This is a genomic window from Mesorhizobium sp. WSM1343 (assembly GCF_055901535.1).
In genome coordinates this window covers 3,726,513-3,739,572 of the sequence record NZ_CM148370.1, presented here as the reverse complement: position 1 = coordinate 3,739,572, position 13,060 = coordinate 3,726,513, and the positions used below count along the sequence as shown (strand labels likewise).

11 protein-coding genes are annotated in these 13,060 nt (G+C 63.8%); all 11 read right to left on the bottom strand.

All coding sequences use genetic code 11. The annotated features are described in order from the left end of the window. Positions 1-42 precede the first annotated feature (42 nt). The 11 genes from AC0NIL_RS18120 to AC0NIL_RS18070 all read right to left on the bottom strand — a co-directional run bounded on the left by AC0NIL_RS18120 (position 43) and on the right by AC0NIL_RS18070 (position 12,992). On the bottom strand, positions 43-1,545 hold the full coding sequence (locus AC0NIL_RS18120) for a peptidoglycan DD-metalloendopeptidase family protein (RefSeq protein WP_127367304.1): 1,503 nt from the start codon (positions 1,543-1,545) through the stop codon (positions 43-45). Positions 1,546-1,736: 191 nt separating this feature from the next. Next, a complete protein-coding gene (locus AC0NIL_RS18115) occupies positions 1,737-2,396 on the bottom strand; it encodes a protein-L-isoaspartate(D-aspartate) O-methyltransferase (RefSeq protein ID WP_027160428.1) in 660 nt (219 codons plus the stop codon). Further along, positions 2,393-3,151 (bottom strand): 5'/3'-nucleotidase SurE, encoded by a 759-nt coding sequence (gene surE, locus AC0NIL_RS18110; protein WP_473573036.1) that lies wholly within the window; start codon positions 3,149-3,151, stop codon positions 2,393-2,395. Before surE ends, AC0NIL_RS18115 begins: the two co-directional genes overlap by 4 nt. After that, on the bottom strand, positions 3,151-4,455 hold the full coding sequence (serS, locus tag AC0NIL_RS18105) for a serine--tRNA ligase (protein WP_024503849.1): 1,305 nt from the start codon (positions 4,453-4,455) through the stop codon (positions 3,151-3,153). The genes surE and serS overlap by 1 nt, the downstream gene beginning before the upstream one ends. A 346-nt stretch (positions 4,456-4,801) precedes the next feature. Further along, entirely contained in the window at positions 4,802-5,668 is an 867-nt protein-coding gene (tatC, locus tag AC0NIL_RS18100) for a twin-arginine translocase subunit TatC (protein ID WP_013531297.1), read from the bottom strand. After that, the gene (gene tatB / locus AC0NIL_RS18095; RefSeq protein WP_063168118.1) at positions 5,665-6,465 is read right to left on the bottom strand and encodes a Sec-independent protein translocase protein TatB; all 801 of its coding nucleotides are present in this window, start codon (positions 6,463-6,465) and stop codon (positions 5,665-5,667) included. The genes tatC and tatB overlap by 4 nt, the downstream gene beginning before the upstream one ends. Before the next feature lie 30 nt (positions 6,466-6,495). After that, positions 6,496-6,717, bottom strand: coding sequence for a twin-arginine translocase TatA/TatE family subunit (locus tag AC0NIL_RS18090; protein WP_013531295.1), 222 nt, complete (start codon positions 6,715-6,717; stop codon positions 6,496-6,498). Between the two features lie 170 nt (positions 6,718-6,887). Continuing rightward, the gene (gene scpB / locus AC0NIL_RS18085; protein WP_473573037.1) at positions 6,888-7,655 is read right to left on the bottom strand and encodes an SMC-Scp complex subunit ScpB; all 768 of its coding nucleotides are present in this window, start codon (positions 7,653-7,655) and stop codon (positions 6,888-6,890) included. After that, on the bottom strand, positions 7,652-8,452 hold the full coding sequence (locus AC0NIL_RS18080; protein ID WP_473573167.1) for a segregation and condensation protein A: 801 nt from the start codon (positions 8,450-8,452) through the stop codon (positions 7,652-7,654). The genes scpB and AC0NIL_RS18080 overlap by 4 nt, the downstream gene beginning before the upstream one ends. A 61-nt stretch (positions 8,453-8,513) precedes the next feature. After that, the gene (nagZ, locus tag AC0NIL_RS18075) at positions 8,514-9,533 is read right to left on the bottom strand and encodes a beta-N-acetylhexosaminidase (protein WP_013531292.1); all 1,020 of its coding nucleotides are present in this window, start codon (positions 9,531-9,533) and stop codon (positions 8,514-8,516) included. Positions 9,534-9,665: 132 nt separating this feature from the next. Continuing rightward, positions 9,666-12,992, bottom strand: a complete 3,327-nt coding sequence (locus AC0NIL_RS18070; protein ID WP_473573038.1) for an SPOR domain-containing protein — start codon at positions 12,990-12,992, stop codon at positions 9,666-9,668. Positions 12,993-13,060 lie beyond the last annotated feature (68 nt).

The following is a 13,060-nucleotide window of genomic DNA, read 5'->3' as shown; positions in this document are numbered from 1 at the left end:
GCCCGCAAATTGCTTTTTTTCTTCTATTCGAAACAGCCCCGACTATTCGAGATAACCGGAGGGATCGACTGGCGCCGAATTCTTGCGCACTTCGAAGTGCAGCTTCGGCGAGTCCGTCGTGCCGCTCATGCCCGACAGCGCGATCTCCTGGCCGCGCTTGACCTTCTGGCCGCGCTGCACCTCGATCGAACTGGCATGGCCGTAGACGGTGACCAGGCCGTTCTCGTGGCGCACCAGCACCGTGTTGCCGAATTCCTTGAGGCCGTCGCCGGCATAGATGACGACACCGTTCTCGGCCGCCTTGACCGGCGTGCCCGTCGGCACGGCGATATCGACGCCGTCCTTGCCCGAGCCGAAACCGGAAATCACGCGGCCGCGCACCGGCCAGCGCATCTTGCCGATGCCGGTGGCATCAGGCGCGACGGCATCGTCGGCCTCGGCCTGCTGGATGACCTTCGAATCCTTTTTCGGCGGCGTGTAGGACGCCAGCGTTTCAGACGGCGTGGTCTTTGCCGCGGGCTGCGTGGTGGCCGTCGTCACCGGATCGACCTTGGCCGGCTTGGCAGCGGCGACGGTCGCGGTTCCGCCGGCCGGCACCTTCAGGGTCTGGCCGATCTTGAGCAGTCCGTCCTTCATCCCGTTGGCCTGCTTTAGAGCAACGACGCCGACGCCGGTCTTCCTGGCAATCGAAGACATCGTGTCGCCCGACTGGACCGTGTAGGTCCCGGCAGCGCCGGTCGTCTTGGCAACCTGCGGCTTGGGCTCCTTGGGCTGGTTTGCTGCGGCCGACGCGTCGACCTGAGCGGCGGACTTGCCTTCCTTAGGCTTCGGCTGCTGCGGCAGAACGGCGACCTTGTCCGGCGCAGTGGCCGGCAGGTTGTGCTTGCCGTCTTTCGCCGGCTTGGCATCCGCGACCTTCGCCTCGCTCTTGCTGGAATAGGCATAGGCCGGGATGACCAGCTTCTGGCCGGTCTTTAGCCCCTTGGTCGCGCTCAGCCCGTTGACCTTCATGATCACGTCGGACGGCACCTTGTACCGCTGCGCCAGGCCGCCGATCGTTTCGCCGTCCCTGACGACGATCTCGGTTGCATGCGGAGTGCCGGAAGCAGCCACGCGGGGTTCGTCAGGTTGCGAAACCTTGAAAGGCGACGCCGCCGGAGCGACGGTGCCGGTCGTGGTCCTGTCGACATGCGGTGCCGGGGCCAATGCGGTGCGCACCGGCTTCGATGCCGGCGCCTGCTGCGCTTGGGCAACGGGCGGCGGCAGCGGCCGCGTCGAGACCGGCTCGAGGCTGGAGCGGCTGACCGATTGTGTATGGCTGCCATCGATCGGAGCGGCGGCGACATCGCCCGGATAGGGCTGCTGTACGGCATCCTGCTTGTTGATGATGGCGCGCTGATTGTTGGTCGAGGATGTAAAGACGTCGTCGACGCCATTGAACCGCGAAACCTGGGAACTGCACCCCGCAGCAGCACCCGCGACCATCAGAATGGCGCAGCCTCGCGCCAGATTGCGACCGTTTGTCTTCAAAACACTGAGTTGCATCGCACTAACCCGCACATACCCGGTACAAACTAGGCATGATTAAAGCGCGTTAATGTTACTCGACGGTTAACCTCATGGAATCCGACGCAATTTTTCTTAAAATATTAGAGAGCGAGCCGTGCGAAGATTTCGGGTCAGGCCAGCCGGGGTCGAAGACGGGCGCACGACGCGGCCGAACATCGACATCCGCGCTAGATAATAGCGGCAACACCGCGCAGGATCGGCTGCAGGCGAACGAGGCCGATGTCTTCGCGCTCGAAGCGGCTGCCGACCTTGGTCAGCTTGGCCAGCACCTGTTCGCCCTCTTCCGGGCCGATCGGAGCGATGACGATACCGCCGCTCGACAACTGGTCGAGCAGGAAACGCGGCAGGCTGTCGAAGGCAGCCCAGGCGACGATGCGGTCAAATGGCCCTTCATTCGGCAGCCCGCCGGAACCATCGGCGTGGCGCACGATCACATTGCCGATGCCGAGCGCCTCGAAGCGCTGCCGCGCCTGCTCGGCGAGCGTCTTGTAGCGATCGGTGGTGATGACCCGAGCGGCCAGCCGCGACATCACCGCCGAGGTGTAGCCCGAGCCGGTGCCGATCTCGAGCACGCGGTTGCCCTGCTCGATGGTGAGTGCGGCGATCACCGCCGCCTGCATGTCGGCGCCTTCGATCGCCTCGCCGCATTCGATCGGCAGCATGCGGTCCGACCAGGCGATCTGATGGAACTGGGCCGCCAGGAAGCCGCGCCGCGGCGTCGCCTCGAAGGCCGCGATCAGCGCCTTCGGCACAGTCCCCCGGCCGCGCAGACGCAGCAGAAAGGCGGCAAAACCTTCGCGGTCGTCGATCGGGAGGCCCTGGTTCATGCGAGCGCCTTGCTCAGTTGGTCACGGATTTCATGGGCGGTAAGGTCGAGCTGCAGCGGCGTCACCGACACCAGCCGGTTGCGCAAGGCGTAGAGGTCGGTGCCTTGCTTGCCTTCGACCGGCTCGCGGCCGAAACGCAGCCAGTAGTAAGGCAGGCCGCGCCCGTCACGGCGCTCGTCGACCCACAGGGAGTGCACGAGCTTGCCCTGCGAGGTGACCACCGTGCCTGCGACTTCCTCGGGCGTGCAGTTGGGAAAATTGACGTTGAGCAGCACGCCGTCGGGCAATGCCGTCGCGACAAGTTTCTTCAGCAGCGCCGGCGCCAGCGCCTCCGTCGTCTCGTAGGGCACGACGCGATCTTCGCCGACATAGCTGTAGCCCTGGCTGAGCGCGATCGAGCGAATGCCGAGCAGCGCGCCCTCCATGGCGCCGGCGACGGTGCCGGAATAGGTGACATCGTCGGCGATGTTGGCGCCCGAATTGATGCCGGACAGGATCAGGTCGGGTGCGCCAGGCAGGATCTTCTTGACGCCCATGATGACGCAATCGGTCGGCGTGCCGCGCACGGCAAAATGCTTCTCGCCAATCTTGCGCAGCCGCAGCGGCTCCGAGATCGACAGCGAATGCGCATAGCCGGACTGGTCCTGCTCGGGCGCCACCACCCAGACATCGTCGGACAGCGTACGTGCGACGCGTTCGAGCGACGCCAGGCCCTCGGCATGAATGCCGTCGTCATTGGTCAGGAGGATACGCATTATTTCGCTTCGATCTTTTCCAGACCGCCCATGTAAGGCCGCAGCACTTCAGGAATGGTTACGCTGCCATCCTCGTTCTGGTAGTTTTCGATGACGGCGATGAGCGCGCGGCCAACGGCTGTGCCCGAGCCGTTGAGCGTGTGGACGAAGCGGTTGCCCTTGCCGTCTTTGTCCTTGTAGCGGGCGTCCATGCGGCGCGCCTGGAAATCGCCGCACACCGAGCAGGACGAGATCTCGCGATAGGCGTTCTGGCCGGGCAGCCAGACCTCGATGTCGTAGGTCTTGCGTGCGCCAAAACCCATGTCGCCGGTGCAGAGCGTCATGGTGCGGAACGGCAGGCCGAGCCGCTTCAGCACTTCCTCGGCGCATTGCGTCATCCGCTCATGCTCGGCAAGTGACGATTCCTGATCGGTGATCGACACCAGCTCGACCTTGTAGAACTGATGCTGGCGCAGCATGCCGCGCGTGTCGCGCCCGGCCGAGCCCGCTTCCGAACGGAAGCACGGTGTCAGCGCGGTGTAGCGCAGCGGCAGTTTTTCATGCGCGGTGATTTCCTCACGCACAAGGTTGGTGAGTGGGACCTCGGCGGTGGGAATCAGGCCAAGCCTGCCCTCCCCGTGCGGCGTGAAGAACAGATCTTCCTCGAACTTCGGCAATTGGTTGGTGCCGAACAAAACATCGTCCTTGACCATCAGCGGCGGGATGACTTCTTCGTAGCCGTGTTCGGTCGTGTGCAAGTCGAGCATGAACTGGCCGAGCGCGCGCTCCATCCGCGCCAGTCCGTTTTTCAGCACCGTAAAGCGCGAGCCCGACAGCTTTGCCGCGCGCTCGAAATCCATCATGCCGAGCGCTTCGCCGATCTCGAAGTGCTCCTTCACCCAGTTCGGCCGCGTCGGTACCTTGCCGACGATGTGCTTGACGACATTGTCGTGCTCGTCCTTGCCGACAGGCACGTCGTCGAACGGTACGTTGGGCAGCACCGCCAGCGCATCGTTCAGCGCCTTGTCGAGCTCGCGTTCGCGCGCCTCGCCGTTCTGGATGAAGACCTTGATCTCGCCGACTTCGGCTTTCAGCGTCTCGGCCAGGGCAGCATCGCCCGAACGCATGGCGTTGCCGATCTCTTTCGACGCGGCATTGCGGCGCTCCTGCTTGGTCTGTAGCTCGGTAACGTGTTCGCGCCGCGCCTCGTCCGAGGCGATCAGCCCGCCGACCGTGGACTGCGCCTCGTCAGCCGACCACGAGCGCTTCACCAGCGCCTCGACAAGGGCCTTCGGGTTGTCGCGAATCCATTTGATGTCAAGCATGGTTTGAACGCTCCGGGGTAGCATGTCGCCCAAAGTGCGCAGCGGTTTGGGACAACGACATGCTTCAAACAAAACTGAAACGCATCGCTTTCAGTGCGATGCGTTTTCAGCCAGAGGGCGTAAACCGCATCCTCGATCGATGCAAGATGGGGCATGGGGAACGCAAGCATGCGATCACGCTTTGACGCGCTTTCGGCTGAAGGCGGAGGAGAGCCTGAAATGAAAAACCCGCCTCTACGGCGGGTCGCTGGCGCAAGTCAGCACCATACCGAGAATCATAGCATAGCTGCCCTCACCAGGTCAAGAAAAAATTCCTATCAAGGCTGGCCAGACGCGGCGGCGCCGTTCAGGTGGAGGACGCGTCCGCCGGCTTCTTCTCGGCGACCTCTTCCGCCGCGTCCTGCTTCTCGCGTGCCACGCGCTGCTTTTCCTGATCGCGCTCGATCAGCCGGGCAGCCCAGATGGAGACCTCGTAGAGAAGGATGGTCGGAATGGCGAGGCCGATCTGGCTCATCGGATCGGGCGGCGTCAGCACCGCCGCGACGACGAAGGCGATGACGATCGCCCATTTGCGCTTCTCGGCCAGCCCCTTGGACGACAGCATGCCGACGCGTGTCATCAGGCTGGTCACCACCGGCAGTTGGAACACCAGGCCGAAGGAGAAGATCAGCGTCATGATCAGGCTGAGATATTCCGACACCTTTGGCAGCAGCGAAATCTGCACCTGATCGTCGGTGCCGGCCTGCTGCATGGCGAGGAAGAACCACATCACCATCGGCGTGAAGAAGAAATAGACCAGCGACGCACCCATCAGGAACAGGATTGGCGACGCGATCAGGAACGGCAGGAAGGCGTTGCGCTCGTTCTTGTAGAGGCCGGGCGCGATGAATTTGTAGATCTGCGTGGCGATCAGCGGAAAGGCGATCACCATGCCGCCGAACATGGCGAGCTTGACCTGCGTGAAGAAGAATTCCTGCGGCGCCGTGTAGATCAGCTCGACCTTGTGCGGATCGAGGCCTGCCCACTGCGTCGCCCATTTGAACGGGACGACCAGAAGGTTGAACAGCTTCTTGGCGAAGAAGAAACAGACCAGGAAGGCAACGAAGAAACCGCCCAGCGACCAGATCAGCCGCCGGCGCAGCTCGATCAGATGCTCCATCAGCGGCGCCGACGATTTCTCGATCTCGTCCTTTTCGGTGTCCGAAACGCTCACTTGGCGGCTCCAGCCGTCTTCTTGGCCGCCGGCTTCTTGGCCGCAGCAGGTTTCGGTTCGATTTTCGCCCCCGTCTTGGTCGCTACGGTCTTGGACGCGATCACCTTGGCCGCAGCGGGCGTCTTGGCCCTGGGCGTTTCAGGCATTGCCGCCGTCACCGGCTTCGCTGGCACCTTGGGCGCAGGCGTGGCCTTAGCGGTGACCGTTTTTGCAGGAGCTTTAGCGCCATTTGCCGAAGCCTTTATAGCCGGCGTCGCCCTTGACGGTGCAGGCTTGGCTGCCTTCTTCGCCGTGGACGCCTTCGGCGCCACGACGGGTGTCGTCGGCACCGATGACGTCACCACCGATTCGTCGGTCATCGCCGGGAAAATCGGCGCTGCCGGCGCTGCTTCCGGTCCGTTGACGCCGGGCATGGTCGTTGCACCGTTCTTCAGCGGCTCGGCCGCCTGCGGGGTCGAAGCGGCTGGCGTTGCCGGATCGGCTGCCGGCTTCGGCTTCATCGCCGCGTCGACGCCGGAGCGAACGTCGGCCGCGGCCTGTTCGAACGGATTGAGCTGCTTCCTGATCTCGGCCATCGGGCTCATGCCCCTGAGCTCGTCGACGGACTTCTTGACGTCGTCGAGCTCGGCTTCCTTCAGCGCCTCGTTGAACTGTTTCTGGAAATCGGATGCCATGGCGCGCAGCTTCGCCGTCGTGCGGCCGAAGGTGCGCAGCATATTGGGCAAATCCTTGGGCCCGACGACCACGATCATGACGATCGCGATGACCAGCATTTCGGTCCAGCCGACTTCAAACATGACACTCTGTTCCGACTAGAACCTTTGGGCTCAGCTCTTGCTGGCCTTTTCCTTCGCGGCCGCAACGGTCTCGTCGGCACGATGTTCGACGGTGCGCTTGTCTTCGGCAACGTCGTCGTCGGCCATGCCCTTCTTGAAGCTCTTGATGCCCTTGGCCATGTCGCCCATCAGCTCGGGAATCTTGCCGCGGCCGAACACCAAAAGCACGATCACCAGCACGATCATCCAGTGCCAAATCGAAAATGAACCCATAGCAAATCTCTCTCGAATGTTTTCCCTGGCGATGATCTATGCGTTTTCGCGTTGGGATTCAAACACAACTGCGACAGAGTTTATGAAAGGGTGGCGGATGTCACGCATTTTCGACGCGGCGGCCCCGCTACGAATCCGCACATCCTCGACAGATCGGCCGCCAATGCCAGTCAATCTTCCGTGACGCGCGGCGTCAGCAGGCCGAGTTCCTCGAGATCGATATCGGTCAGCGCATCCTCGTCGTCGGTCAATGCATCGGGATCGGCCGGCGGCTGCGGAATGGAGAAATTCGACGGCATGCGGCCCGAAAGCAGGCCGGCCCCCTTCAGTTCCTCCATGCCGGGAAGATCGCGGATCTCTTCCAGCGCGAAATGGTCGAGGAAGGTCTCCGTGGTGCCGTAGGTGACCGGGCGTCCGGGTGTCTTTCGCCGACCGCGCATGCGCACCCATTCCGTTTCCAGCAGCGTGTCGAGCGTGCCTTTCGAGGTTTCGACGCCGCGGATGTCCTCGATCTCGGCACGCGTCACCGGCTGGTGATAGGCGATGATCGCCAGCACTTCGAGGGCCGCGCGGGAGAGCTTCCTTTGCTGGACGGTATCCCTGCTCATCAGGAAAGCCAGGTCGCCGGCGGTGCGGAACGCCCAGGCATCGCCGACACGCACCAGATTGACGCCGCGCCGCGCATAGATCTGCTGCAGTTCGGACATGGCCAGGGCGATGTTGATGCCGTCCGGCAGGCGTGCCGCAAGCTGCTTTTCGCTGACGGGTTCGGTGCTGGCGAACACGATCGCCTCGGCCATGCGCACAGCCTCGGCCAGATGCAGCCGTTCGGCCGGGTTTTGTAGCTGCTGCTCGGCCGGATCTTGGGAAAGCAGGCCCTCTTCGGGTTCATCGCCGACTTTGAACGGCACAACCGAAGCGTTGGCGCGTTCGCTCATGATGCCACCTCGACTGCCTTGATTGTCTGCGTTCGGCCGCGCATGTAGATCGGCGCGAACGTCTGATCCTGCCGCACATCCATCTTGCCTTCGCGCACCAGTTCCAGCGTGGCAGCGAACGAGCTCGCGATCGCCGTGCGCCGCTCCTCGGGACTGGTCATGTACGCGATCAGAAAACTCTCCATCGTCGTCCAGTCGCTCACGGCTCCCACAAGGCGGGTCAGGATGTCGCGCGCGTCCTTGAGCGACCAGACACCGCGCCTGGCGATGGTCACATTGTTGATCGCCTGCTTCTGGCGCTGCTGGGCATAGGCGGTCAAGAGATCGTAGAGCGAGGCAGAATAGGCGTTGCGCTTTTCGATGATGACCATTTCCGGCATGCCGCGCGCGAACACGTCGCGGCCGAGCCGGTTGCGGTTGACCAGACGCGCCGAGGCGTCGCGCATGGCTTCCAGCCGCTTCAGTCGGAACTGCAGCACCGCCGCCAGTTCCTCGCCGCTTTCGCCCTCGTCGCCTGGCTGCTTGGGGATCAGGAGCTTGGACTTGAGGAAGGCCAGCCATGCCGCCATCACCAGATAGTCGGCGGCAAGCTCCAGCCTGAGCGCCCTCGCCGTCTCGACAAAGGTCAGATATTGCTCGACCAGCGCCAGGATCGAAATGCGCGCCAGATCGACTTTCTGGGTGCGGGCAAGATGCAGCAGAAGATCGAGCGGACCTTCGAAGCCGGCCACGTCGACGACCAGCGACGGGTCGCCGGTGACGCGTGAATCGTCATTTTCGGCCCACAGACGGTCCATCGGTGCGGCCTTCGCGGCCTTGCTTTCCAATGTCTCCGCCACTGCCTGTCACTTTCCCTTGCTATGCCACCGCATCGAAGTAGGTGGCGAATTCGGCGCGTATTTCGGTTTCTTCGACCGTGTCACGGTCCTTTATATAGGTCAGCGCCCGCTTGGCGCGCTCCAGCGACGTGCCCTCAAGCCCAGTGGTGCGCGATGCGATGCCGGCCATCTCCTCGAAAACGCCGTTGCAGTGAAGGACCAGATCGCAGCCCGCCGCAAGGATCGAGGCCGCCTTTGTCGGGAAATCCCCAGAAAGTGCCTTCATCGATGTGTCGTCGCTCATCAGCAGTCCGTCGAAGCCGATTTCGCGCCGGATGATCTCGTCGATGACCTTGCCGGAGGTGGTCGCCGGATTGTTAGGGTCGATCGCGCTGTAGACGACATGCGCAGTCATCGCCATCGGCAGATGGCTAAGCTCCTTGAACGGGGCGAAATCATGCCGCTGCAGATCACTGAGCGAGGCATTGACCACTGGCAGTTCAAAATGCGTGTCGGCAAAGGCACGTCCATGGCCCGGAATATGCTTCATGACCGGCAGCACGCCGCCCGATATCAGCCCTTCCGCGGCTGCGCGGCCGAGCTCGATCACGGGTCGCGGGTCCTTGCCGTAGGCACGCGCGCCGATGACATCGCTGGCGCCTTCGATCGGCACGTCGAGCACCGGCAGGCAATCGGCTGTGATGCCGTAGCGTAACAGATCGAAAGCATGCAGCCGCGCCATCAGCCAGGCCGCGCGGGCGCCGGCATCATGATCGTCGCGCCACAGCGCGCCCAGCGCGCCGCCGGCGGGATAATTCGGCGCCAGCGGCGGCCGCAAGCGCTGCACACGGCCGCCTTCCTGATCGATGAACACCAGCGCGTCCGGACGCCCTATGCAGTCTCGCATCTCGGCGACCAGATCGCGGATCTGTTCGGTCTCGCCGATGTTGCGCGCAAACAGGATGAAGGCCCACGGGCATTCATTGCGATAGAAATTGATTTCTTCGCGGGTGAGCGATTTCCCGGCGCAGCCGAGGATCATGGATTTTGATTCGGTCATGTCGGCAGTTTAGGGCTTTGTGCGATCAAAGGGAATCGCCAGGGATTCATCCACGGCAACGCCGGATATGCTTTCCCCATGAAAAAAGCCGGCGCGGTGACCGCGCCGGCTTTCAATCGGTTGGCTCCGGCTTTAGCGCGAGACGAAGCAGTTGCCGCCGGCGGCCTTGTAGCTGGTGCACAAATTGATCGCGTCATTGCGTGACTGGGCCGGAACGCGCACGCGGTAGAACGTGCCTTTGCCGGCGATCTCGGCCTTGACGATGTTGGCGGTACGCCCGGCAAGCACGCTGCCATAGCGGCGCTGCAGATCCTGATAGCTGGACTGGGCGCTTTCGACGGTCGGCTGCGAGGCGATCTGCATCGACCACGAGCCACCGCCGGCCGCGGTCGATGCCGGATCGATGGACGCAACCTGATCGGGCTTGACCTCGCCGACGACATCGACCGGCTGGTCGGACGGACGCTGCGGCGCGAGCGGAACCTTTGCCGGCGTGTTGGCCGATTGGGCCTTGGCCTCGGCCTTCGGCTTGGCCACCGGCTTGAGGGCCGGCTCGTCGTCCGCCTGGGCGGCGGCAGGCGCCACGGTACCGGTCTGGTCGGCATCGGCTTGCGCCGCCGGGGCGACATGCTGCGGCGCCGGATCGACCGGCTCGGTAGCGGCCACTTGCGGAGCGGCGGGCGCCGCCGGATCTTCACGCGGCACCAGCGAACCGTCCGACTTGACCACCATGGTCCTCACCTTGCGCGGTGCAATGGCGACGACATCGGCATTTGTGCCCTTGTCTGCATCCTGCAGCACCTGCGCGATGCGGTCCTCGGACTTGGGAGTTGGCGCCGTATTGTCGGCCAAAGCGGCGCCGGCCATCGGCGCGGCGTTGCCGACATCGGTTCCAGCGCCGGCTGCATTCTGGTCCGGCGAAAGATCGATGGCGCGGGCCGGGTCCTTCGCCTGCACGTCCACCGGCTCTTCGGTGTTGGTGACCAGCTTTTCCTGGACCGGCTCGGCGGGCTTGGCGCCCCTGACCGCGTCGTAGACCTTGTTGTCCTGGTTGGGCACCACGGCGCCGCCCGGATTCTCCGGCTTGACCTTGATCGGCGCGTTGTCGGCCTTGACGATGACGGGCGCTTCGCTGCCGCCCTTGCCGCCAAAGGACAGCGCAAAGGCACCGAGACCGCCCGCGACCGCGACCGCGCCGACAATCGCGGCGATGAACAGGCCGCGTCCGCGCGACGGCCTTGCGGCCTCACGCTCGCCGAGACCCGGAACAGCCATCTCCTCGTCGAGTTCGGGATCGTAGTCGAGTTCATCGACGGTGAAATCATCGGCTTGGGAAGCCGGCTGGCTCCCCGGCAGGTTGTCGAGGTCGTAGCCCGAGGCGTCGGCATAACCCGTAGGCGGCGCCGCGCGGGCAGACATTTCCATCGGCCGCGCCGCATAGGTTCGCGCTTCCGGCTCATAGCCCGACTTGATCCCCTCATAGCCCGGCTTGAGGCTGTCATAGCCCGGCTTGAAGCCCGCGGCATAGGAGCCATCATCGTAAGATGCGCCGGCCGCGTTGCCTGTGGGAGCGGCAGCGACCTCCACCGCGTTCATCTCGGAGAGAAGGCTGGAGAACTCGGCATCGAGATCGTCATAGCCAGGCGACGCCGGCTGGTCTTCCTCGAAGTGCAGTTCGGGGATATCGAGATCGTCCGCCAGCGCCACGACACGCTCGGGCACATCGACCGTCTCGACATCGGGCATGTCTTCGTAACGCGCCGGCTGGCGCGATTGCGGCGCCGATACTGGTGCAGCGGGAGCCAAGGTTTCGACCGGCTCGGACGAACCATAGGACGTCGTGGCGGCGACTGCCGGCGCTGCGGCCATGGATGATGCCACCGAAGCGGCCGGCTGAGCGCTAAACGTAGGCTGCGTGCTGAATGACGGCTGCTGCGGAACCGGCGTCACGCGGCTCCACGAACGCGTCGGCTCTGTCGGTTGGGAACGCTCCGCAAGCCAATCGAAAGAATCCGCCGAATTGTCCCGGGGAGCGGCTTCGTCACGCGGATCAAGGCCCTGGGCCAAAGCCGCGTCCAACGCATCATCGTCGAAATCGACATCGCCAATGGTGTCCGAGTTCGGATCCTGGAGTTCATCAAGCATAAGATCGTCAATATCCGCGTCGGCCGCTTGGGCCGTGCCAACATGTCGATTCTGCTCAGGCGTGGTTTCGTCAAGATCCCAGTCGAGGTCGCCGACAAGGTCGGCCGGTTCCTCGGCAGGCTGGGCAACAGGCGGCGGGGCAGCGACAGCCGGCTGAGCCGTGACAGGCTCGCTGGCCGCCGGCGCCGTGCGGGAAGTCATGGCGCCCAGCAGCGCATTCAACTCGTCTTCCAGGCTCCGTTCGTCCGCAATCGGGGCGTGCACCGCCGGCGCGACATTGGCTTCTGGCGCCGCCGGCTGGACCATAGCGGCAGCAACTTCGGCGACCGGCTCTTCGACCGTTTCGGCGAACGAATCTTCAAAGTTCAGGTCGAAGGCATCGTCCGACAGGCCTTCAGGGCTGGAAATCTCGCTTGTTGAGTCCGCAGCATCGGCAAGCACTTCATGCGCTTCCGGCTCGTCGAAGGCGATCGGCTCATCCGCGCGAACGTCGAAATCCATGTCGACATCGGCCATGGCATCGTCGAGGCCAGCAAAGCTCTCGTCGGAGATTGCCTGGCCGTCAAGCGCCGCCGCCTGCTCCGGCATGGCATGCTCGACGGGATCGGCGGCCATGAATGACTGTTCCGCCGCCGAATGGTCGTCGAGCATCAGCTCGTCTTCAAGCGACATTGCCACCGCATCGTCGAACTCGTCATCGGAGGCAACCGGCTCGACAGAAGCGGGCGTATCGGCAACGCTGTACAGGGCCTCTTCGGCTTCCTCATCGATCCGAAGGTCCTGGTCGAGCGAGGCGGCAAGCTCGTCCGCCATCGACTGATCGTCCTCGAAGGGGGACACGTCCTCGAGCGAACCGGCGACGGCATCGCCAATGTCGGACGCGAAAGCGGGCTCGACGGACGGCACGGCTTCAGCGGCGACCGCATGGCTGGCGCCGGCGACGTGGTCGTCGATCTCAGCCATGTCCAGTTCGAAATCGTCGTCGAGCGACACCGAAAGCTCGTCGTCCATCGCGCTGGCGTCAGCCGCTTCGAATGCCGGCTCATGCACGAAAGTCGGCTCATAAGCCTGGACAACCGGAGCGGCGTCGCTGTCGTCAGCGCCGAACTCGCCCATCATTTCTTTCTCGAGATCGATATCGAAATCGCCCTCTTCGAGCCCGCGATCGGCGGCTGGGGCCTGCGGCTGGGCGGGCGATTGCGGCCTGACCGGCTGGCGCGGGTCGAATCCCATGATCCTGGTCAGTTCCGCGAACGGATCATCCTCAGCGATGTCGTTGTTGTCGGCTACTCTCAGCTGGGTTCTGTCTGCCATTATTGTTCCCGAACTCGCACTCATTCGGACGCCATGGACGTCGCGTAGGGTTGGCCCTTACCAGCGCA

What these genes read in the sequence shown, in the direction of transcription:
- AC0NIL_RS18090 (WP_013531295.1), bottom strand. Translation starts at nt 6,717, where the DNA reads ATGGGTTCATTTTCGATTTGGCACTGGATGATCGTGCTGGTGATCGTG.
- serS (WP_024503849.1), bottom strand. Translation starts at nt 4,455, where the DNA reads ATGCTTGACATCAAATGGATTCGCGACAACCCGAAGGCCCTTGTCGAG.
- AC0NIL_RS18115 (WP_027160428.1), bottom strand. Translation starts at nt 2,396, where the DNA reads ATGAACCAGGGCCTCCCGATCGACGACCGCGAAGGTTTTGCCGCCTTT.
- AC0NIL_RS18070 (WP_473573038.1), bottom strand. Translation starts at nt 12,992, where the DNA reads ATGGCAGACAGAACCCAGCTGAGAGTAGCCGACAACAACGACATCGCT.
- nagZ (WP_013531292.1), bottom strand. Translation starts at nt 9,533, where the DNA reads ATGACCGAATCAAAATCCATGATCCTCGGCTGCGCCGGGAAATCGCTC.
- tatB (WP_063168118.1), bottom strand. Translation starts at nt 6,465, where the DNA reads ATGTTTGAAGTCGGCTGGACCGAAATGCTGGTCATCGCGATCGTCATG.
- surE (WP_473573036.1), bottom strand. Translation starts at nt 3,151, where the DNA reads ATGCGTATCCTCCTGACCAATGACGACGGCATTCATGCCGAGGGCCTG.
- AC0NIL_RS18080 (WP_473573167.1), bottom strand. Translation starts at nt 8,452, where the DNA reads ATGGACCGTCTGTGGGCCGAAAATGACGATTCACGCGTCACCGGCGAC.
- AC0NIL_RS18120 (WP_127367304.1), bottom strand. Translation starts at nt 1,545, where the DNA reads ATGCAACTCAGTGTTTTGAAGACAAACGGTCGCAATCTGGCGCGAGGC.
- scpB (WP_473573037.1), bottom strand. Translation starts at nt 7,655, where the DNA reads ATGAGCGAACGCGCCAACGCTTCGGTTGTGCCGTTCAAAGTCGGCGAT.